Consider the following 21515-nt stretch of genomic DNA (forward strand, 5'->3'; position numbering starts at 1 on the left):
CTTAAACCGCACCAGCTCTAACGGTCGTCAAATCTGCCGGAGTCGTTCCCATCCAAAAAAGCTCGCATACCGCGCTGGGCGCGGTTTAGACGGGAGGTCAGAGCGGGCTGCGTCGCTCCGACTCAAAGCGCTCCGGCGTCCGTCAAGAGCCGGTGAACCGCCTGGGCGACCTGCCGATACCCGGCCGCGTTCGGATGGATTTGATCGGCCTTCAGATCACGGTCTGCGAGGACATCGGCCAGCACCTCGTCCTCGAGCGGGACCTCGAGCGCGTCCGCCAGCTCTCTATAGAGCGGATGGGTGCCGAGGAACAACCCCGGCTTGGGGATGCCGAGCAGCACGACCGATGCGCCCCGGTCGCGCGCGAGCATGACCATCTGCCGGAGATTGGCCTTGGTCTGCTCCAGGTCGCGTCGGCGCAGCATGTCGTTGCCGCCGTGACCGAGGATCACCAGACTCGGTTGCACGGCGTCGAGCACGCTCGGCAGCCGTGCGAGACCGGCATCGCTCTCCTCCCCCGGTACACCGGCGTTCACCACCTCGCGGCCGCTCGATGCCGCCAAGACCTCGGCGAAACCCTCGCCGCTGCCTGCCCCGGTCCCGCGTGTGAGGCTGTCCCCGAAGGCCAAGATGACCGCGTCGCTCGGCAACCGCGGCAGCTCGGGCGCGCGGCTGCAGCCGACGAGCAGCAGTACGGCCAACGCAAGGATCAGAACGCGATGGGTCATCTCGCTCATGCGTCCCGCATCGGGATCAGGACATCGGGTCCGTCGCCATCTCATTACCCCACCACCCGACGCCAATAGCTCATGCGCCAGTAATAGAGCACGGTGGTGTCCGGCCAGGGATAAGAGTCGGCGTACGGGGTTCCGCGCATGGGTTGCTCGATGTTGTCGCGCGAGGGATCGAGGGGCCGCCAGCCGTCATCGAGTGTTTCGCCGTCGACCGGGGCGCGGGTGTTGCCGATGCTGCGGCGCTCGGATGCGCCGTAGTCGCGGTAATTGCGTTGGGCCTCTTCCAGGCTCACGGTGTTGCTGCTGCCCGGCATCCGTGCGAAACGCAATTGGGTCAGATCGTCCTCCCAGCCGCAGATGGGGCAGACCTGGTGAAAGCCGGGTTCGCGATCATGGACAAGGTAGCCGCAGCAGGGGCAGGGGAATTTGGTGTCGTCGGTCAATGCGGTCTCCGTGTGAGTCGGGGTGGCGCGTGCGGTTGGGCGTCGGCGTTCAGCCTCCGGCCTCCAGCTGTCAGCCACCAAAACACTGGCCTCGCGACGGCGCGACGCCAAACGAAAAAGGGGCGCTTGTGCGCCCCTTCGTTTTCTTCCAAACCCGCGGATCGGCGCCTAAGCCCTGTCCGAAGTGACATACGCTGTTCTCAATCAGCCGGCAATATTCCACCGACCAATAGAGCTCCGTATCGCAGCGGCCCAAGACGCTTGTCCTGCATCATCCCAAAACCATCCTAAACCGCGTCCGCTCCGACGCTTACGGATGCCCCGAGACCAAGCCACAAGCGAAAACAGCGCATATCACACCGAGAGGCGGTTTAGTTGACCTTAGGCTCGAGCTCGCCCTTGGCATAGCGGTCGGTCATGGCCTCCAGAGACATCGGCGTAATCTTGCTGGCATTGCCGGCGGTGCCGAAGGCTTCGTAACGCGCCTTGCAGATGCCCTTCATGGCCTTGGTGGCGGCGATGAAGTATTTGCGCGGATCGAATTCCTTGGGGTTTTCGGCCAGGAATTTGCGGATAGCGCCGGTGGAGGACATGCGCAGGTCGGTGTCGATGTTGACCTTGCGCACGCCGTTCTTGATGCCCTCGACGATCTCCTCGACCGGCACACCGTAGGTCTCGCCCATGTCGCCGCCGTACTGATTGATGATGGCCAGCCAATCCTGCGGGACGGAGGAGGAGCCGTGCATCACCAGATGGGTGTTGGGGATGCGCTTGTGGATCTCGCGCACGCGCTCGATGGCGAGGATGTCGCCGGTGGGCGGACGGGTGAACTTGTAGGCACCGTGCGAGGTGCCGATGGCGATGGCGAGCGCGTCCACACCGGTCTTCTTCACGAAGTCCGCGGCCTCTTCCGGATCGGTCAGGAGCTGGCTGTGATCGAGCGTGCCCTCGGCGCCGATGCCGTCTTCTTCACCGGCTTGTCCGGTCTCGAGCGAACCCAGGCAGCCCAGCTCGCCTTCGACCGAGACGCCGCAGGCATGGGCCATCTCGACGACGCGACGGGTCACATCGACGTTGTACTCATAGGAGGTCGGGGTCTTGCCGTCCTCGCCGAGCGAGCCGTCCATCATGACGGACGAGAAGCCGAGCTGGATGGAGCGCTGGCAGACCGCAGGCGAGGTGCCGTGATCCTGGTGCATGCACACCGGGATGTGCGGCCATTCCTCGATGGCGGCCAGGATCAGGTGGCGCAGGAAGGGGGCGCCGGCATACTTACGCGCACCGGCGGAGGCCTGCACGATCACGGGGGAGTCCGTCTCGTCGGCGGCCTCCATGATGGCGCGCATCTGCTCGAGGTTGTTGACGTTGTAGGCGGGGACGCCGTACTGATGCTCGGCGGCATGGTCGAGCAATTGACGCAGCGAAATCAGGGCCATGTGGGTTCTCCTCGTATCGGACTGACAGCAAAAAAAACGGGCGGGCGAGCAGCAAGGATCGCTGGCTCAGTCTTTCGTCAGGAGCTTGTGCTCGCCGACCCGCATGATTTTCAAGATATTCGTTTGGCCTTCGACCCCCGAGCGATCGCCCTTGGTGATGATCACCAGGTCGCCGTCGCGCACCGTGCCGCGTCGCATCAGCTCCTCGATGACCTCGCGATTCACCTCGTGGATGTCCGTGCTGGCCACATCGAAGCTTACCGGATAGACACCGCGGAAAACCCTGACTTTGCGTCGGGTTGGAGCGGAGCGGGTGATGGCGTAGATTGGAATCCCGGAGCGGATACGCGACATCCATTTCACGGTCGAGCCGGTCTCGGTCAAGGCCGCTATCGCCTTCACGCCCAGGTGATTGGCCGTGTACATGGCGGCCATGGCGATGGCCTCGTCGACGCGGCCGAAGACCGAATCGATGCGGTGCCCCGAGCGCGTGACATGCTTTTCGGCTTCCAGACAGATGCGGTCCAGTGCCTCGACCACCTTGGCCGGGTTCTTCCCGATCGAGCTCTCGGCCGAGAGCATGACCGCATCCGTGCCGTCGAGCACTGCATTGGCGACATCGAAGACCTCGGCCCGCGTCGGGATCGGGTTTTCGATCATCGACTGCATCATTTGGGTCGCGGTGATGACGACGCTGTTGAGCTCGCGGGCGCGGTTGATGAGATTCTTCTGCGCGGCCGGCAGCTCTGCGTCACCGATCTCCACGCCCAGGTCGCCACGCGCGACCATGATGACATCGGCGGCGTTGATGATGTCGTCGATCGCCCGCAAAGATTCGGCCCGCTCGATCTTGGCGACGATCCCGCCGTGACCGCCGGCCTCGTAGAAGAGCTCACGGGCGAGCCGGACGTCGTCACCGTTGCGCACGAACGACACCGCCAGATAGTCCGCATCGATCTCGGCCGCGAAGCGGATGTCTTCCTGATCCTTCTCTGTCAAGGCCGGGGCCGACAGGCCGCCGCCCTTCTTGTTGATGCCCTTGTTGTTGGACAAGATGCCGCCGACGACCACCTTGCAGTCGATCCGTCCGCCGTCGACAGCGTCCACCCACAGCTCGATCGCGCCGTCGTCGAGCAGGAGCGTGTCGCCGTGGCGGACATCGTCGACCAGCTCGGGGTAGGTGGTCCCGACCCGATGGCGATCACCGGCATCCAGAGGGCAGTCGGCATCGATGGCGAAGGCGTCGCCCCGCACGAGCAGGATCGGACCGTCGGCGAACTTACCGATACGGATCTTGGGTCCCTGCAGATCCATGAGAAGCGCGATCTCGCGCCCGGCCGCAGCCGCACGCTCGCGGATCCGCTCCGCACGCTCGCGATGCCGGTCGTGGGTGTCGTGCGACAGATTGAGACGAACCACGTCCACCCCGGCCGCGATGATCTCGTCCATCACGGATACCGGGTCGGTCGCGGGGCCGAGCGTGGCAACGATCTTGGTGCGTCTTGGCATGTGTAGCCTCCGGCCGTCTGCCTCCGGCCTCCAGCCCCGGCATCCGAGCAAATCGCTGGAGGCCGAAGCTGGCGGCTGGAGGCGAGTTGCGCTGATCAGTCCTTCGCTCGGGCCTCGAGCATGGCCACTGCCGGCAGCGTCTTGCCCTCCAGGTATTCCAGGAAGGCGCCTCCGGCGGTGGAGATGTAGGAGACCTTGTCGTAGATGTCGTACTTCTGGATCGCCGCGATGGTGTCGCCGCCGCCGGCCAGGCTGAAGCCCGGCGCTTCGGCGATGGCCATCGAGACCGTCTTGGTCCCGCCGCCGAACTGATCGAACTCGAACACGCCGACCGGGCCGTTCCAGACGATGGTCCCGGCCTTGGCGATGACCTCGGCCAGCTCTTGTGCCGACTTAGGTCCGATGTCGAAGATCATGTCGTCCTCGGTGACATCGGCGACGTCCTTGGTGACGGCCGGTTCGTTCTCGTCGAATTTCTTGCCGCAGACCACGTCGACCGCGATCGGGATGCTCGCGCCGCGCGCCGTCATCTTTTCCATCAGCGCCTTGGCGACGGGAATCAGGTCGTGCTCGCAGAGCGACTTTCCGACCGGGAAACCGGCGGCGGCGAGGAAGGTGTTGGCGATACCGCCGCCGACGACGAGCTGATCGACCTTCTCGGACAGGGCCTCCAGCACGGTCAGCTTGGTCGAGACCTTGGATCCGCCGACGATGGCGACCATCGGGCGTGCCGGAGCGGCGAGTGCCTTCTGGAGCGCATCGAGCTCTTCGGCGAGCAGCAAGCCCGCGCAGGCGACCGGTGCCTGTTGGCCGACGCCGTGCGTGGATGCCTGGGCGCGATGGGCGGTGCCGAAGGCGTCCATGACGAAGACATCGCAGAGTGCGGCGTACTGCTTGGCGAGGTCTGCGTTGTCCTTGCCTTCGCCCTTGTTGAACCGGACGTTTTCCAGCAACACCAATTCGCCGTCGGCGACCTCTGGAGTCTGCTCGAGGTAATCACGCACGACCCGGACCTCGCGGCCGAGCTTGGCGCTCATGGCTTCCGCGACGGGCTTGAGCGAGTCGGCCTCGGAGAAGACACCTTCTTCGGGGCGACCCAGGTGCGACATCACCATGACCTTGGCGCCGGCCTTCATACAATGCTCGAAGGTCGGCATGGATGCGGTGATGCGTGCATCGGAGGTGACCTTGCCGCCCTTGACCGGGACATTGAGGTCGGAGCGGATCAGCACCCGCTTCCCGGCGAGATCCAGATCGGTGAGCTTGATGAAGGACATAGCGAAGCCTCTGTATCGAATGAGATGGAAAGCGTTCAGGCCCAAGGTGTGCCTTGCCTGAAAACTCTCGTCGAGCGCACGACCGGTACCGGACCTCCGGCAACCAGCCGTTCAGGCTGGAGGCTGGAGGCCGGCAGCTGGAGGCTTACTTCGAGACGTGCTCCACCATGCGCAGCATATTGCAGGTGTAGCCGTACTCGTTGTCGTACCAGGCGACGACCTTCACGAAGGTCGGGTCCAGCGCGATACCGGCCTCGGAATCGAAGACCGATGGCGTGGGGCAGCCGCGGAAATCCGTGGAGACCACCTTCTCGTCGGTGTAGCCCAGCACGCCTGCGAGCTCACCCGATTCCGACGCTGCCTTCATCGCCGCGCAGATGTCGGCATAGCTGGCCTCTTTGGTCAGCTCGACGGTCAGGTCCACGACGGAGACGTCGGAGGTCGGCACGCGGAACGCCATGCCGGTCAGCTTGCCGTTGAGCTCGGGCATGACCTTGCCGGCTGCTTTGGCCGCGCCGGTGGAGGAGGGGATGATGTTTTCCAGGATGCCGCGACCGCCGCGCCAGTCCTTCATGGAGGGACCGTCGACCGTCTTCTGGGTCGCGGTGGCGGCGTGCACCGTGGTCATGAGGCCGCGCTTGATGCCCCAGTTGTCGTGCAGCACCTTGGCGACCGGCGCCAAGCAGTTGGTGGTGCAGGACGCGGCGGAGATGATCTCCTGCCCGGCGTAGGTCTTGTGGTTGACGCCGTAGACGAACATCGGGGTGGCGTCCTTGGAAGGTGCGCTCTGCACGACCTTCTTGGCGCCGGCCTCGAGGTGCTTGCGGCAGGATGCATCGTCGAGGAAGAAGCCGGTGCACTCGATGACCAACTCGGCGCCGACCTCGCCCCACTTGAGGTTGGCCGGATCGCGCTCGGCGGTCAGACGGATGTTCTTGCCGTTGACGATCATGGTGTTGCCGTCGACGGCGATGTCGCCCTTGAAGTTGCCGTGGACGGAGTCGTATTTCAGCATGTAGGCCAAGTACTCGGGGTCGAGCAGGTCGTTGATGGCGACGACCTCGATACCGGGGAAATCCTTCGCGATCGCGCGGAAGGCCATCCGGCCGATGCGTCCGAAACCATTGATGCCGACTTTAATTGTCATCGAGAGAAACTCCTCTTAAAGGGGAATAAAAACCTGTATCGCGCGAATCAGGCATCCAGGATGCCGAAGGGTCGGGAAACCCGCGATTCGAGCAAGGACCAACATTTGATGGGTTTGCGCGCGGTGCCGTGGTCGGAAGCGCCGCGACGCCGAGCGGTGATCGCCCGGCGTCCCCGTCTAGGAAGCGGCCGTGCGGATCAGAGCACGCCGCGGACCTTGGCGACCAGATTCTCGACCGTGAACCCGAACTCTTTGAAGAGCGGGCCGGCGGGCGCCGATTCACCGAAGCGGTCGACACCGAGGATCGCGCCCTGGTGACCGACATACTTCCACCAGCCGTCCGTGACCGCCGCCTCGACCGCGACCCGGGCCGTCACGGCCTTGGGCAGAACCGATTCGCGATAGGCGGCATCCTGCGCATCGAAGGTGTCGGTGGACGGCATGGACACCACGCGGATCGCCTTGTCGGACATGGCTTCCGCGGCCTTCATGGCCAGCTCGACCTCGGAGCCCGTGGCGATGATGATCGCATCCGGGGTGCCGGCGCAGTCGCGCAGCACATAGCCGCCGCGCGCGATGGCGGCGAGCTGCTCCGGGGTCCGGCTCATGTGCGCGAGGTTCTGGCGCGAGAAGATCAGGCAGCTCGGGCCGGTGCGCCGCTCGATCGCGAGCTTCCATGAGATCGCCGACTCGACCGCATCGCACGGACGCCAGACGCTCATGTTCGGGATCATACGGAGCGTTGGGATCTGCTCGACCGGCTGATGGGTCGGGCCGTCCTCCCCCAGGCCGATGGAGTCATGGGTGTAGACGAAGATCGATTGGATCTTCATGAGTGCGGCCATGCGCAGCGCATTGCGGGCGTACTCGGAGAACATCAGGAAGGTCGCGCCGTAAGGCACGAAACCGCCGTGCAGCGCGATGCCGTTCAGCATGGCCGACATGCCGAACTCGCGCACGCCGTAATAGACATAGTTGCCGGGCGCGTCGCCCTTGCCGATGCCTTTGCAGCCTTTCCACAGGGTCAGGTTGGAGCCGGCGAGGTCCGCCGAGCCGCCGAGCAGCTCGGGCAGCAGGGGACCGAAGCCGTTGAGCGCGTTCTGCGAGGCCTTGCGCGATGCGATGGTCTCGCCTTTCTCAACCACGGCGGCGATGAAGGCATCCGCCTGAGCAGCCCAGTCGCTCGGCAGCTCGCCGGCCGTGCGACGCTTGAATTCGGCAGCTTCGGTCGGGAATTTTGCGGCGTACGCGGCAAAACGGTCGTTCCACGCGGACTCGGCCGCGGCGCCGCGCTCCTTGGCGTCCCAACCCTGATAGACGGCGTCCGGGATCACGAAGGGCGGATGGTTCCAGCCCAGTGCCTCGCGGGTCAAGGCGATCTCGTCCTCGCCGAGCGCGGCGCCGTGACACTCTTCCTTGCCCTGTTTGTTCGGCGATCCGTAACCGATGATGGTCTGACAACAGATCAGGCTCGGCCGGTCGGTAATCTCGCGTGCGGCTTCGATGGCAGCCTTCACGGCCTCCGGGTCATGGCCGTCGACCTTGGGGACGACATGCCAGCCGTACGCCTCGAAGCGCTTCGGCGTGTTGTCGAGGAACCAGGCGGGCGTGTCGCCGTGGCCGCGAACCTCGCCGTCGATCGAGATGTTGTTGTCGTCGTAGACCGCGATCAGCTTGCCCAGACCCAAGGCGCCGGCCAGCGAGCAGGCCTCGTGCGAGATGCCTTCCATCAGACAGCCGTCGCCGAGGAAGACATAGGTGTAGTGGTCGACGATGTCGTGGCCGGGCTTATTGAACTGCGCGGCGAGTGCCTTTTCGGCCAGCGCCATGCCGACCGCATTGGTAATGCCCTGACCGAGCGGCCCCGTGGTGGTTTCGACGCCCGGGGCGTAGCCGTATTCGGGATGCCCGGGTGTTTTGGAGTGAAGTTGGCGGAACTGCTTGAGGTCCTCGATCCCGAGCTCATATCCCGTCAGGTGAAGGAGCGCATAGATCAGCATCGAGCCGTGACCGTTCGAGAGGACGAATCGGTCGCGGTCGGGCCAGGCCGGATTTCCCGGATTGTGCGTCATGAAGTCGTTCCAGAGCACCTCGGCGATGTCGGCCATGCCCATCGGCGCGCCCGGGTGACCCGAATTGGCTTTCTGGACCGCGTCCATCGCGAGTGCTCGTACGGCATTGGCAAGATCTTTACGTGAGGACATCAGTCCCTCCTAAGTTCAGAAGCAATGGTCAGTCGGTCAAGCGTGTCGAGACCGCCGGCCGCGTCGCGGCGGGCGCAAGTCGGGAGATGGCACGACGTCGGAATGCTGTGCAGGGCTAGCGGCCGAAGCGATCACGGCTGCGCTCGGCGAGAGTCGCGCTTGCGCGAACGCATTTGCCGGATCGAAACCCTTGCGAAGGTCGGTCATTGTGGACGAAGAGCGTCGACCCGAAAATCAAAACAAACTTATACCGTCAAAAAGGAAGTTATCAGTTCCTAATATTAAGAATTGCGCGAGAGAATGACCAGTAATTTCGCATGGATCGACGATCTCGCGCCCTTCGCGACGGTCAGTCCGACTTCCATTTGATCGAGCATCCGATGCTCGGGATCTGCCGTTCGGGCCCGGTTCCGCTTAGTGCAACCTGTTGCATGGCCTCGAAAAGATCGCGTTGCGCACCGTCCGGAGCCGTCTCCTTGCGACTGGCATCGAGTCGGCCTCGATAGTGGAGCTCAAGCGCTGAGTTGTATCCGAAGAAGTCCGGCGTGCAGACGGCCCCGTAGGCCTTCGCGACGGCTTGGGTCTCGTCGAGCAGGTAGGGAAACGGGAAGCGAAACTCTTCGGCGACCCGCTGCATGTTCTCGAAGGAGTCTTCCGGGTAGTCATGCGGATCGTTGGACATGACGGCAACACAGCCGATTCCGATGGCGATCAAATCGCGGGCATCTCTAACGATGCGCTCCCGAACCGCTTTGACGTACGGGCAATGGTTGCAGATGAACATGACGAGCAGGCCGCGCTCGCCGGCGCAGGCGTCGCGGGTCCAGACTTTGCCGTCGGTGCCGGGCAGGGCGAAATCCGGCGCGGGGCGCCCGAAGTCGCAAACAGGGGTTTCGAGCGAAGCCATCGAGGGTCTCCGAGTGAAAGCCGAGGCCGAGCAAAAGCCCAGGTCGGATCGGACGTGATGGCATGTTACCGAAAGGGCGGCGATTTCTAAATCCCCGGCATCGATGAGCGGCGAGGATCGGCATCCGCAACCAGTGGTCGGTTTTGCGGTTTTCTGTCAACTCGTTATCATAGCGCATCCAGACACGCACCTCAGCGGGACAGAAAGCAGGTTATCGAACTTATGAGCAAGGACTATATCTTCACCTCCGAATCCGTTTCTGAAGGCCACCCGGACAAGATGGCTGATCAGATCTCGGACGCCGTACTCGACGAGATCTTTCGCCGCGACCCGAACCATGCCAAAGCGCGTGTCGCCTGCGAGACCCTGGTCAAGACCGGTTTCGTGGTGCTGGCGGGGGAGATCACGCTCACCGACGGTAACCTCAAGATCGATTACGAGAGCGTCGTGCGCAAGGTCGTCACCGATATCGGCTATGACGGCTCCGAGGTCGGCTTCGACGGGCAAACCTGCGGCGTTCTGGTCGCGCTCGGCGAGCAGTCCAAAGATATCAACCAAGGCGTCGACCGCGAGAGCGAAGAGTCACAGGGCGCCGGCGACCAAGGCATGATGTTCGGCTACGCCACGAACGAAACCGATCAGCTCATGCCCGCCGCGATCGATTACGCGCATCGCCTGGTCAAGCGCCAGGCCGAGGTCCGCAAGAACGGCACCCTGCCGTGGCTGCGTCCGGACGCCAAATCGCAGGTGACCTTCCGCTACATTGACGGGAAGCCGGCTGCCGTGGACGCCGTGGTGCTCTCGACCCAGCATAGCCCCGAGGTCAGCCAAAGTGTGCTGCACGAGGCGGTGATGGAAGAGATCATCAAGCCCGTGCTCGGCGGCACCGGCTGGATGAACGGCGAAACCAAGTATCACATCAACCCGACCGGCCAGTTCATCATCGGCGGACCGGTCGGCGATTGCGGTCTGACCGGACGCAAGATCATCGTCGACACCTACGGCGGCATGGCGCGCCACGGCGGCGGTGCCTTCTCCGGCAAGGATCCCTCGAAGGTCGACCGCTCGGCCGCCTATGCCGGGCGTTATGTCGCCAAGAACATCGTCGCCGCGGGTCTTGCGGAAAAGTGCGAAGTACAAGTGTCCTATGCGATCGGTGTTGCCGAGCCGACGTCCCTGTCGATCGACACCTTCGGGACGGCCAACATCAGCGAGCATCGCATCATCGAGCTGATCCGTGAGCACTTCGATCTGCGTCCCTACGGCATCACCCGCATGTTGGATCTCACCAACCGGGATCTGATCACGTATCGCGACACGGCGGCCTATGGTCATTTCGGGCGTTCGGAGCCGGGCTTCACCTGGGAGCGTACGGATAAGGCCGAGATGCTGCGGGACGCGGCGGGTATCTAGGGCTCAACCGCGTCCGGTGAGATCTGAGATGTTCCAGGTGCGCTCGTTCTTGGGGGCAACCCGCGCCATGGTGAGACGCGGTTGAGGAGTAAATACTTCTTTGACTCGCGTCCGTGCCGGTCTGCATTTGAGCATCTTGCCCCGACGTCTTGGTCTCTTTGTGGGCTTGTCGCACGGGCGTGACGATTCATAAACGACTCTGATTGAACTTCTTTACACCTCGCTACCGAGGAGCGTTGCGACCCGGGCCATCGGAGCCCTGGCCAGGCTCGGCGGCGGGGTTGACACGACAACGGCGCTCACTCACGTTTCATCAGGAGCTGATAACCATGAGTGAGTTTACCGATTACAAGGTTGCCGATATCTCCCTGGCCGATTTCGGCCGCAAAGAAATGAACATCGCCGAGACCGAGATGCCGGGTCTGATGGCCCTGCGCGAACAGTTCGGCGAGAGCAAGCCGCTTGCCGGCGCACGCATCACCGGCAGTCTGCACATGACCATCCAGACCGCCGTGCTGATCGAGACGCTGGTCGCGCTCGGCGCCGAGATCCGCTGGTGCTCGTGCAACATCTTCTCGACACAGGATCACGCCGCCGCCGCCATCGCCGCGGCCGGGATCCCCGTCTATGCCTGGAAGGGCGAGACCCTGGACGAGTACTGGTGGTGCACCGAGCAGGTCCTGAACTGGCCCGACGGCGGCGGCCCGAACATGATCCTCGACGACGGCGGCGACGCGACCCTGATCGTGCACAAGGGTGTGGAGTACGAAAAGGCCGGCGCCATCCCGGCACCCAAGGCCGACGACAGCGAGGAATGGCTGTCCATTCTGGGGCTCCTCTCGCGGACCTTTGCGCGCGATCCCAAGCATTGGCACGGCATCGCCGAGGGTATCCGCGGTGTGACCGAGGAGACGACCACCGGCGTTCACCGTCTCTATCAGATGTTCCGTGACGGTCAGCTCCTCTTCCCCGCCATGAACGTCAACGATTCGGTCACCAAGTCGAAGTTCGACAACCTCTACGGCTGCCGCGAGTCGCTGGTTGATGCGATCAAGCGCGCCACCGACGTCATGATCGCCGGCAAGATCGCCTTGGTTTGCGGTTACGGCGATGTCGGCAAGGGCTCCGCCGCGTCGCTGCGCGGTTTGGGCGCGACCGTCTGGATCACCGAGGTCGATCCTATCTGTGCGCTTCAGGCGGCGATGGAAGGCTATCGCGTCGTCACCATCGAGGATGTCGTCGGCATGATCGACATCTTCGTCACCGCGACCGGCAACACCGACATCATCACCCACGATCACATGATCGCCATGAAGGATCAGGCGATCGTCTGCAACATTGGTCACTTCGACAACGAGATCCAGGTCCAGTCGCTGAAGCGGTACGAGTGGGTCAACATCAAGCCGCAGGTCGATCAGATCATCTTCCCGGACGGGCATCGCATCACCCTGCTCGCCGAGGGACGGCTGGTCAATCTGGGCTGTGCGACCGGGCACCCGAGCTTCGTGATGTCCAACAGCTTCACCAATCAGGTGCTGGCTCAGATCGAGATCTTCACCAAGCCAGAGGAATATCCGATCGGCGTCTATGTGCTGCCCAAGCATCTAGACGAGGACGTCGCACGTCTGCATCTGGGCAAGATCGGCGCGAAGCTTACGACCCTGTCAAAGGCGCAGGCCGACTATATCGGCGTCCCGGTCGAGGGTCCTTACAAGGCCGAGAACTACAGGTATTAAACCGCGCTCGTTGTTTTGATCCAGCGAGGTTTACGGGTTTCGCGGCCTCGCGGGCTCTTACGAGCTTGGAGCTGGCGCGGTTTAAGTCTTTGAAGAAGAGGCTTGGATCGCGTTGGCTTCAGCCCCCGGGGGCTCGCGCCCGGTGGATCGACGACGGCAATGATGCCTATCCGCGTTGATGTCCTGATCTGCTCTCGACACCGCTTGCCGGGTCACGCCTGTGTCGGGTGCTCCGCGCGGACTGCGCGGATCACGCCGGTTGGCGTTCGATGCCTGTCGCGGCGCCGCCCATCTCAACCTATTCGCCGCCGGATCGAAGCCCCTGATCGCGCTGTCGTTCACCGCGCGGGAGGCCGAGGGCCGGAGGCCGGAGGCTCTCAACCATGCCCCCCGTATCACAGCAAACCCCGACCTACAGCGTCGAGCTCTTCCCGCCCAAGACCCCGGAGGGAATGGAGAAGCTCAAGCTTGAGATTGCACAGCTCAACAGCGTCTCGCCGGGCTACTTCTCGGTGACCTACGGGGCCGGAGGGTCGACGCGCGATCGCACCTTCGAAACCGTCGACTGGCTGCGTGGCCACAACATCGAGACGGCCCCGCACATTGCGTGTGTCGGCTCGGCACGGGCCGAGATCCGCGCGATCATCGGTCGTTACCGAGAGCAGGGGATCCGGCGCCTGGTGGCCTTGCGCGGCGACCTTCCCTCCGGCATGGGCGGGGGCACCGGCGGCGACTTCCGTTATGCCAACGAGCTGGTGTCCTTCATCCGCGACGAATTCGGGGACGCCTTCAAGATCGAGGTCGCAGCCTACCCCGAATATCACCCGCAATCCGGCAGCCCCGAGCGCGATCTCGCCAACTTCAAACGTAAGGTCGAGTCCGGTGCAAATGCCGCCATCACCCAGTATTTTTATAACCCGGATGCCTATTTCGCCTTCGTCGAGAGTTGCGAGCGTGTGGGCGTCACCCTGCCGATCATTCCGGGCATCATGCCCATCTCCAACTTCACCCAGCTCGCGCGCTTCTCCGACGCCTGCGGTGCAGAGATCCCGCGGTGGATCCGACGCCGACTCGAAGGCTACGGCGACGACGTGGAAAGTCTGCGTGCCTTCGGGCACGAGGTCGTGCTCAACCTCTGCCGTCGACTGATCGACGGCGGTGCGCCGGGACTGCACTTTTACACAATGAACCAATCGGGTCCGACGCTGCGCTTGTGGAAGGAACTTGCGCTTCCGCTCCCCGCCTGAGCTCGATCGATCGCGAAGGGGCGCCGCGCCGGGGTCTCCCCGGATTCAAGGCGACGATGGTGCGCATGTCCGCACCTATGGGCCGGAGCCCACCTCCGGAGCGATCGGCCCCGGCGAACCTGCTGCGCATCGACCGTGCCCTGCCCGGATGCGATTTTAACCAACGTAATAAATAAGGTTTGTTCCTCGGGCGCGTGTCGCGGTGTCGGTCGAGGGATGAGTCCTTTTCGTGATGGAAGCCACTGTTTAAGCTCGAATGCCGTACTCGGCGGCGGCTTGCGTTCGTCGAAGAGAGGGCTCGCCGGCATCGTCTGGCGCACCTGATCAAGGCTCGGTCGCGCCGTTTGGTACCGTTTAATACGTTGCGTCTGCACGTCATCGACGCCTATACTCGATCTGCTTCTACCGGTAATGAGCGGCCCGGGCTTCTTCGCAGGGTTAGCCGTTACTCCGATGGGCCGTCGAGCCCGCAACCTCCCCTTCTGCCCGGATTTGTGCAACTCGGCAAATCGCGCCGGTCGGCTGTTTGCGCCCTCATACGGTTCACCTCGGAGCTCAGTCCGAACCCACAGGGTTCGGCCGCTGGCTCCACATCAAGCCCGCAGTCGGAGACAACAACATCCCCGGCTTCGGAGACCACATTGCGGGCACGCCCGCGCTCAACGTTTCCTGATTTTAGAGGTAGGACGAACATGAATAAAACGATCAAGTTTGCAGGTCTTGCAGCCGTTGTCGCTTTGGCCGGTGCTTCCTTCTCCGCCAGCGCATGGTGGGGTGGCCCGGGTTACGGCGGTCCCGGCGGCTACGGCGGTGGCCCCGGCTACGGCAGCGGCATGATGGATAACTTCGGCGACATGTTCGGCGACGGCACCGGCGACTTCAACATGAACATGAGCGGAAGCGGTCGCGGCTACGGGCGTGGTCAGGGCCGCGGCTATGGTCGCGGCTACGGCTACGGCGAGCAGTACGGCTACGGCGCGCCTTACGGTTATGGTGCCCCCTACGGCGCGCCCGGTTACGGCGCTCCTTACGGTGCGCCCGGCTATGGTGCTCCTTACGGCGGCGCAATGCCTGCCCCGATGGCACCTCAGGCTGCTCCCGCACAATAAGGACGAGTTCGTCGTCTAGGGGTCTCGGCGTAGGCCGAGAGTCCCGAGCCGATTCGGATACAGGGACGTATCCAACCCATCTTCCGCAACACCTCCCCCGCGTGCACTCGGCCTTCTCGACCGACGCGCACTTCAAACATCCCTCGCTCTTCTGCACTTGCCTGGCGCTGTTTTGATCCGATCACGTCCGCCTGCGGCGTCCGATCCCTGTTGCTCCGCGATATCTCTTCCTGATCTGCTCTCCACATCACCAGCATTTATGGTGATAATTGAGAAACACCGGGTCCAGTCGGACATCCGGGCACATCACGGCGAGGCTCGGCATGGCTGAAAAGCATCTGTATCTGTCCCTGATTCCGCAGGCGCTGATCGCGTCGATGCTCGAGCCGGAGGCTTTCGGCAGCTATTACGCGGTTGGATCCAAAGCCCACGTGAAAGGCGAGGCGATCTTTTTCGAGGTCGACCCGGCGTTCCGCTCCGAGGACTTTCCCTTCCATCTGATGGACGAGCGTTGCATCACCCAGCCGGATGGCGCCCCGAAACGCTCGGTCTATCTCTCGATCTATCGCGTCTTGTCGCGCATCCCGGTGTCCGCGCTCGGCAACCTCTATCTGGTGACCAACGACGGCAAGACGCTCGAGCTGCCGCGCTCGGTCTATGTTCCCGAGCCCGGCGGTCGTCTGCATCTCTATCAAGAGTTTTGCCCCATCACCCCGATGGTCGCCAGCCGCTCGGAGCCGCATGAGTTTTGCGACACGATCACGGATCCGTCGCACACGATCCATGTGCCTCGTCTCGTGTTCTCCGAGCTTCGTCTCGGCGCGCTCGCGACCGATCCCGAGAACGGCGCGGCCGATGATCTTCCCTATCCCAACCTCGCCCATCTGCGCGACGTGCTCTACGAGCTCAAACACAACGACACCAAACCAAGCAAGCTGGTGTTGAAGCAAGTCAAGGAAGGCGTGCTCTACCGCATGGTTCAAGGCGGCTTCTATGTCGGCGACCAGACCGACTTTGCCTTCTACCGCTTCCCGGATCTCGATGAGCTTGAAAATCACCATCGGGGCTGGTGGCGCTCGGCCCTGGTGACCGGGCTCGAGTGATCCGCGGTCCGCGACCCTCCTGAGTCCCGGACTCAGGTCCTCCTGCCCGACGCACCTCCGGCGGCGGGTTCTTTTGGCCTCCCACGTCCATTGGAATACCCATGAACGAGCCTGTCTTTTGGATCGCACCGATCGCCGCGTTGTTGGCGATGATCTATGCCCGCAAATTTTTCAAAGAGATGCTCCGGCAGGACCAGGGAACAGCGTTGATGCAGGAGATCGGCGACCATGTGCGCCACGGCGCGATGGCGTATTTGCGCCAGCAGTACAAGATCATGTTTCTGGTGTTCGCGGTCCTGACCATCGTCTTCGGCGTCCTTGCCTATTACTACCAGGTTCAAAACACCTGGCTTCCCTTCACCTTCGTTTTCGGGGGCTTCTTCTCGGCGCTCGCCGGTTACTTCGGCATGCAGACCGCGACCCGCGCCTCTACGCGCACCGCTGCGGCCGCTCGGACTTCGCTTCCGGAGGCACTTAAGATCGCGTTCCGAAGCGGTGCCGTCATGGGATTGGTGGTGGTCGGGCTCGGGCTCGGCAACATCGTGGTCTGGTTCATTCTGGCCGACCTGCTGATCCCGGACAGTGCGGCCGGTGAAGGTGTCCGCATGGTGCTGGTCACCACGACCATCCTGACCTTCGGCGTGGGTGCTTCGATGCAGGCCATGTTCGCGCGTGTCGGCGGCGGTATTTTCACCAAGGCCGCGGACGTGGGTGCCGATCTGGTCGGCAAGGTCGAGTCCGGCATCCCGGAGGACGACCCACGCAATCCGGCCGTCATCGCGGACAACGTCGGCGACAACGTCGGGGATGTCGCCGGCATGGGCGCCGACCTCTTCGAATCCTATTGCGGCTCCATCCTCGCAGCCTCAGCGCTCGGGGCGGCCGCTTATGTCTTGGACCCCACGCTTCAGATGAAGGCCGTGGTGGCCCCCATCGCCATCGCCGGCATCGGCATCCTGCTGTCGATCGTCGGGGTCTATCTGGTCAAGACCAAGGAAGGCGCGACCCAAAAGGATCTGCTCGGGTCATTGTCGCGCGGAATCAATGCCAGCGCGCTTATGATCGTCGTCGCCTCCGCCGGTTTGCTGCTGCTGCTCGGCATTCCGAACGTCTGGGGGATCTGGGGCGCCGTGGTGACCGGCCTGATCACGGGTATCATCGTCGGTCGCTCGACCGAGTATTCCACCTCTCCGAGCTACGGGCCGACCCGCCTCATCGCCGCCCAAGCCGAAGGCGGACCGGCGACCCTCATCATCGCAGGCGTCGGCGTGGGTATGCTGTCGACCGCAATTCCGGTCCTGGCGGTCGGCGCCGGAACCATGTTGGCCTTCCTCTTCGCGTCCGGTTTCGACCTGACCCAGATGAACCTGGGCCTCTACGGCGTGGCTATCGCGGCGGTCGGGATGCTTTCCACCTTGGGCATCACGCTCGCCAGCGATGCCTACGGACCGATCGCGGACAATGCCGGAGGCAACGCCGAGATGAGCGGTCTCGGCGCCGAGGTGCGGGCGCGTACCGATGCGCTGGATTCACTCGGCAACACGACGGCGGCGACCGGCAAGGGGTTCGCGATCGGCTCCGCGGCCTTGACCGCCCTCGCACTCATTGCCTCCTATATCGAGGTGATCCGCATCGAGCTGGTGAACACCGGGCAGACGCTCTTGACGCTCGGCAACGGTGCGACCATCGCGACCGCGCAGGCGACGCTGACTGATTTCATGACCTTCTTCAACGTGACCCTGCTCAATCCGACCGTCCTCGTGGGCCTGCTGATCGGCTCGATGGTCGCCTTCGTCTTCAGCGGCTTGACCGTGCAGGCGGTCGGGCGCGCGGCCATCATGATGGTCGAAGAGGTACGCCGGCAGTTTCGCGAAGATCCGGGCATCCTTCAGGGGACCTCGCAGCCGGACTATGAGCGCTGTGTCGCCATCTCCACCGTTGGTGCGCAGCGCGAGATGGTGCTGCCGGCCCTTCTGGCGGTCATCGCGCCGGTCGTGGTGGGTCTGGTGCTGGGTGTTGCGGGCGTGATCGGTCTGCTGATGGGCGGCCTCGCGAGCGGTTTCGTGCTTGCGGTCTTTCTTTCGAATGCCGGCGGCGCCTGGGACAACGCCAAGAAATACATCGAGTCCGGTTATCACGGCGGCAAGAACTCACGCGCACACCGGGCATCCGTGATCGGCGATACGGTCGGCGATCCCTTCAAGGACACCTCGGGACCGAGCCTGAACATCCTGGTCAAGCTGATGAGCATCATGGCCATCGTGATGGCCGGGGTGACCGTGACCTACAGCCTGCTCTGACCCCGGCTCGGGACAGATGAACCGCAAAGGCGGCCAGCGCCTTGCGGGCGGACCCGGCGTATGTGCTTTCGGTTCTTCCGGGCGTGTGCCCTCGGGATGATGATTCCCGGAGATGAACGACCAAGGTGTAGGGGGCGACTGAAGCCGCCCCTACGCTCTTGCGGGGATGTGCAGTCGGGATACGGATTCCCGGACATCGCCTCAGTGGTGGTGGTAGAGATCGTCCAACGGGCTTTCGTGGGCGAGGGGGGTGCCGAGCTCCGCCCAGGTGAAGAGATTGAAGGCGCGATGTCCGTTGTGGTCGAGCACGCGGAGGCTGTCCGACTCCGTAAACCCGTTCATGACCTTCTCGAAATGGCCTTTGTAGCGCTCTTGGGCCAACTCCATCGGGATCTCGTATGCCAGGAATTTCGGGATGCCTTTATCCTTCAGACGCTCGAGCAGGTCGGAATTCTCGAGCGAGTCGTACGAGGTGACGATCACGATCGGACCGTTGCCGGTCACCAACATTGCGCATTTCATAGGGCTTCTCCACCAGATTGATCGCCCAAGCCGGGCGAAATGAATTTACCGAGCGCACGCGGGTTCTCCGCCGCATTGCACGCCCCGCGCACGCCGGGCCGGCGTTGCGCCTCCTCGCCGTAGGGGCCGCTACGCCTCGTCGGCGCGCCTTGTCCCGACGCGCGCGGGACGCACCCTGCTTTCCGGAAAACCCACGTGCGCTCGGTATCGATCATCGGTTTTCGCCCAAGCGAAAACCGATCGTCAGACCGGCTTGCCTCGGAAGACGACCATCTCGGCGCCCTTGGACTGTGCGTAGTTGTCGTAGCCGACGAGACGCACATGGTTGTCCGGGTGCGCCTTGTGGCAGGCTTCCGCCTCGGCCAGGATGGTGTCCACATCGGTCTCGCCGAACATCGGCAGCTTCCACATGTACCAATAGTGGTCGAACGCGTTTTCCGGCTCGCTGTGCTCGATGGCCGGGTTCCAGCCCTTGGCGACGATGTACTCGACCTGCTTGCGAATGCGGGCCTGATCCATCTCGGGGAGATAGGAGAAGGTCTCGAACTTGCGGCTGCTCGGATCGTCGAGGCTGGATTGATAGTCCTGCATGGTGCTCATGGGTGTTACTCCGAAACTGGGTTCGTGGTGAAAATCGGTTGGAAAATCGATCGTAAGCGTCGCTGGCGTTGAGCTTTCAGCTGTCAGCTCTCAGCAACAGGCCGGCGCTTCGCGCCGATCGCCTGTGGCTGATCGCAGACAGCTGATGGCTGACAGCTTACTTGTGCGACACGTCGAGCTTGTCGACCGTATCGAACTCGAACTTGATCTCCTTCCAGGTCTCCATGGCGATCTTGAGCTCGGGGCTGCTCTTTGCGGCGTTGGTGAGGATCTCCTTGCCTTCCTTCTCGATCGCCACGCCTTGGTTGCGTGCCTCGACGCAGGCTTCGAGCGCGACACGGTTGGCCGCGGCGCCGGCTGCGTTGCCCCAGGGGTGACCCAGGGTGCCGCCGCCGAACTGCAGGACGGCGTCGTCGCCGAAGATGTTCACCAGAGCCGGCATGTGCCAGATGTGGATACCGCCGGAGGCCACGGCGAAGGCGCCGGGCATCGCGCCCCAGTCCTGATCGAAGAAGATGCCGCGCGAGCGGTCTTCCTTGATGTAGGACTCACGCAGCAGGTCGATCCAGCCGATGGTGGATTCGCGGTCGCCCTCGAGCTTGCCGACGACGGTGCCGGTGTGCAGGTGATCGCCGCCGGACAGACGCAGGATCTTGGTCAGAACCCGGAAATGGATACCGTGGTTCGGGTTGCGGTCGAGCACCGCGTGCATCGCACGGTGGATGTGCAGAAGCACGCCGTTGTCGCGGCACCACTGGGCGAGGCCGGTATTGGCGCAGAAGCCGCCGGTGATGTAGTCGTGCATGATGATCGGCGCGCCGATCTCTTTGGCGTACTCGGCACGCTTGAACATCTCGTCCGGGGTCGGTGCGGTGACGTTCAGGTAGTGACCCTTCCGCTCGCCGGTCTCGCGCTCGGCCTTGTCGATCGCGTCCATGACGAAATCGAAGCGTTGACGCCAGCGCATGAAAGGCTGCGAGTTGACGTTCTCGTCGTCCTTGGTGAAGTCCAGACCGCCGCGCAGACACTCGTAGACGGCACGGCCGTAGTTCTTGGCGGACAGACCCAGCTTCGGCTTGATGGTGCAGCCGAGCATCGGGCGACCGTACTTGTTCATGATGTCGCGCTCGACCTGGATGCCGTGGGGCGGGCCGTTGCAGGTCATGACATAGGCGATCGGGAAACGCACGTCTTCCAAGCGCAGCGCACGCACGGCCTTGAAGCCGAAGACGTTGCCGACCAGCGAGGTAAAGACGTTGACGACCGAACCCTCTTCGAACAGGTCGATCGGGTAAGCGATGAAGGCATAAAAGGCGTCGTCGTTGCCCGGGACGTCCTCGATGGCGTAGGCGCGGCCTTTGTAGTGGTCCATGTCGGTGAGCAGGTCGGTCCAGACCGTGGTCCAGGTGCCGGTGGACGACTCGGCGGCGACGGCGGCAGCGGCCTCTTCACGCGGAACGCCTGCCTGCGGAGTGATCTTGAAGCAGGCGAGGAGATCGGTCTCCGACGGGGTGTAATCCGGCATCCAGTATGTTTCGCGATACTCTTTGACGCCCGCGCTGTAGGTCTTTGCCATGTTCGCTTGTCCTCAGGAATTGTGAAGGAAATCGCCGGTCCAGAATGCTGGTCCGTAGTCCCGCTTGGTGCGCATCGCGCCTGGAACTTGAGGCGGCAGTATATGCAAAAGCCTTATAATTACTAGTTAATATTGCTTATAGTCGTCATAAGCATAGACTTATGTCTATGGTTCTGCCGCCAGCCGCCAGCCGCCAGCCGCCAGCCGCCAGCCGCCAGCCGCCAGCCGCCAGCCGCCAGCCACCAGCCGCCA

Annotated in this window: 17 protein-coding genes and 1 riboswitch; of the genes, 6 read left to right on the forward strand and 11 right to left on the reverse strand. The window is 63.3% G+C overall.

Annotation, left to right across the window (positions count from 1 at the left end; translation table 11 throughout):
* Positions 1 to 122 precede the first annotated feature (122 nt).
* The 8 genes from GPT33_RS08420 to GPT33_RS08455 form a co-directional block, all read right to left on the reverse strand.
* Positions 123 to 737 carry an arylesterase gene (locus GPT33_RS08420; protein WP_296807326.1) on the reverse strand — a complete coding sequence of 205 codons (615 nt, stop codon included), beginning with the start codon at positions 735 to 737 and terminating at the stop codon, positions 123 to 125.
* Positions 738 to 781: 44 nt separating this feature from the next.
* Complete coding sequence (locus GPT33_RS08425; RefSeq protein ID WP_296807329.1) at positions 782 to 1177, reverse strand: CPCC family cysteine-rich protein; 396 nt, start codon at positions 1175 to 1177, stop codon at positions 782 to 784.
* 371 nt (positions 1178 to 1548) lie between these two features.
* Positions 1549 to 2613: a class II fructose-bisphosphate aldolase gene (gene fba / locus GPT33_RS08430; RefSeq protein WP_296807331.1), complete on the reverse strand. Its 1065-nt coding sequence runs from the start codon at positions 2611 to 2613 to the stop codon at positions 1549 to 1551.
* 66 nt (positions 2614 to 2679) lie between these two features.
* Positions 2680 to 4122: a pyruvate kinase gene (gene pyk / locus GPT33_RS08435; protein ID WP_296807334.1), complete on the reverse strand. Its 1443-nt coding sequence runs from the start codon at positions 4120 to 4122 to the stop codon at positions 2680 to 2682.
* Between the two features lie 95 nt (positions 4123 to 4217).
* The gene (locus GPT33_RS08440; protein WP_296807337.1) at positions 4218 to 5399 is read right to left on the reverse strand and encodes a phosphoglycerate kinase; all 1182 of its coding nucleotides are present in this window, start codon (positions 5397 to 5399) and stop codon (positions 4218 to 4220) included.
* 145 nt (positions 5400 to 5544) lie between these two features.
* Entirely contained in the window at positions 5545 to 6546 is a 1002-nt protein-coding gene (gap, locus tag GPT33_RS08445; RefSeq protein WP_296807341.1) for a type I glyceraldehyde-3-phosphate dehydrogenase, read from the reverse strand.
* Between the two features lie 197 nt (positions 6547 to 6743).
* Positions 6744 to 8750 carry a transketolase gene (gene tkt, locus GPT33_RS08450; protein WP_296807343.1) on the reverse strand — a complete coding sequence of 669 codons (2007 nt, stop codon included), beginning with the start codon at positions 8748 to 8750 and terminating at the stop codon, positions 6744 to 6746.
* A gap of 349 nt (positions 8751 to 9099) precedes the next feature.
* Positions 9100 to 9657, reverse strand: coding sequence for a thioredoxin family protein (locus GPT33_RS08455; protein ID WP_296807344.1), 558 nt, complete (start codon positions 9655 to 9657; stop codon positions 9100 to 9102).
* A 222-nt stretch (positions 9658 to 9879) separates the two neighbouring features.
* Between GPT33_RS08455 and metK the strand changes: the two genes are divergently transcribed.
* The 6 genes from metK to GPT33_RS08485 all read left to right on the forward strand — a co-directional run bounded on the left by metK (position 9880) and on the right by GPT33_RS08485 (position 18565).
* Positions 9880 to 11070 (forward strand): methionine adenosyltransferase, encoded by a 1191-nt coding sequence (gene metK / locus GPT33_RS08460; protein ID WP_296807347.1) that lies wholly within the window; start codon positions 9880 to 9882, stop codon positions 11068 to 11070.
* A gap of 222 nt (positions 11071 to 11292) precedes the next feature.
* Positions 11293 to 11378: riboswitch (S-adenosyl-L-homocysteine riboswitch) on the forward strand.
* Positions 11379 to 11399: 21 nt separating this feature from the next.
* Positions 11400 to 12806, forward strand: a complete 1407-nt coding sequence (ahcY, locus tag GPT33_RS08465; RefSeq protein WP_296807351.1) for an adenosylhomocysteinase — start codon at positions 11400 to 11402, stop codon at positions 12804 to 12806.
* A 383-nt stretch (positions 12807 to 13189) separates the two neighbouring features.
* Entirely contained in the window at positions 13190 to 14053 is an 864-nt protein-coding gene (metF, locus tag GPT33_RS08470; RefSeq protein WP_296807353.1) for a methylenetetrahydrofolate reductase [NAD(P)H], read from the forward strand.
* A gap of 692 nt (positions 14054 to 14745) precedes the next feature.
* On the forward strand, positions 14746 to 15162 hold the full coding sequence (locus GPT33_RS08475; RefSeq protein ID WP_296807356.1) for a sulfur globule family protein: 417 nt from the start codon (positions 14746 to 14748) through the stop codon (positions 15160 to 15162).
* Between the two features lie 323 nt (positions 15163 to 15485).
* Positions 15486 to 16265 carry a hypothetical protein gene (locus GPT33_RS08480; protein WP_296807359.1) on the forward strand — a complete coding sequence of 260 codons (780 nt, stop codon included), beginning with the start codon at positions 15486 to 15488 and terminating at the stop codon, positions 16263 to 16265.
* A 101-nt stretch (positions 16266 to 16366) separates the two neighbouring features.
* Positions 16367 to 18565 carry a sodium-translocating pyrophosphatase gene (locus GPT33_RS08485; protein WP_296807362.1) on the forward strand — a complete coding sequence of 733 codons (2199 nt, stop codon included), beginning with the start codon at positions 16367 to 16369 and terminating at the stop codon, positions 18563 to 18565.
* Positions 18566 to 18766: 201 nt separating this feature from the next.
* Here the strand turns inward: GPT33_RS08485 and GPT33_RS08490 are convergent, their stop codons facing one another.
* The 3 genes from GPT33_RS08490 to GPT33_RS08500 all read right to left on the reverse strand — a co-directional run bounded on the left by GPT33_RS08490 (position 18767) and on the right by GPT33_RS08500 (position 21263).
* The gene (locus tag GPT33_RS08490; RefSeq protein ID WP_296807365.1) at positions 18767 to 19087 is read right to left on the reverse strand and encodes a hypothetical protein; all 321 of its coding nucleotides are present in this window, start codon (positions 19085 to 19087) and stop codon (positions 18767 to 18769) included.
* 243 nt (positions 19088 to 19330) lie between these two features.
* The gene (locus tag GPT33_RS08495; protein WP_120795431.1) at positions 19331 to 19687 is read right to left on the reverse strand and encodes a ribulose bisphosphate carboxylase small subunit; all 357 of its coding nucleotides are present in this window, start codon (positions 19685 to 19687) and stop codon (positions 19331 to 19333) included.
* Between the two features lie 157 nt (positions 19688 to 19844).
* A complete protein-coding gene (locus GPT33_RS08500; RefSeq protein WP_296807374.1) occupies positions 19845 to 21263 on the reverse strand; it encodes a form I ribulose bisphosphate carboxylase large subunit in 1419 nt (472 codons plus the stop codon).
* Positions 21264 to 21515: the final 252 nt, after the last annotated feature.

Source organism: Thiocapsa sp., from assembly GCF_011390875.1.
GTDB lineage: Bacteria > Pseudomonadota > Gammaproteobacteria > Chromatiales > Chromatiaceae > Thiocapsa.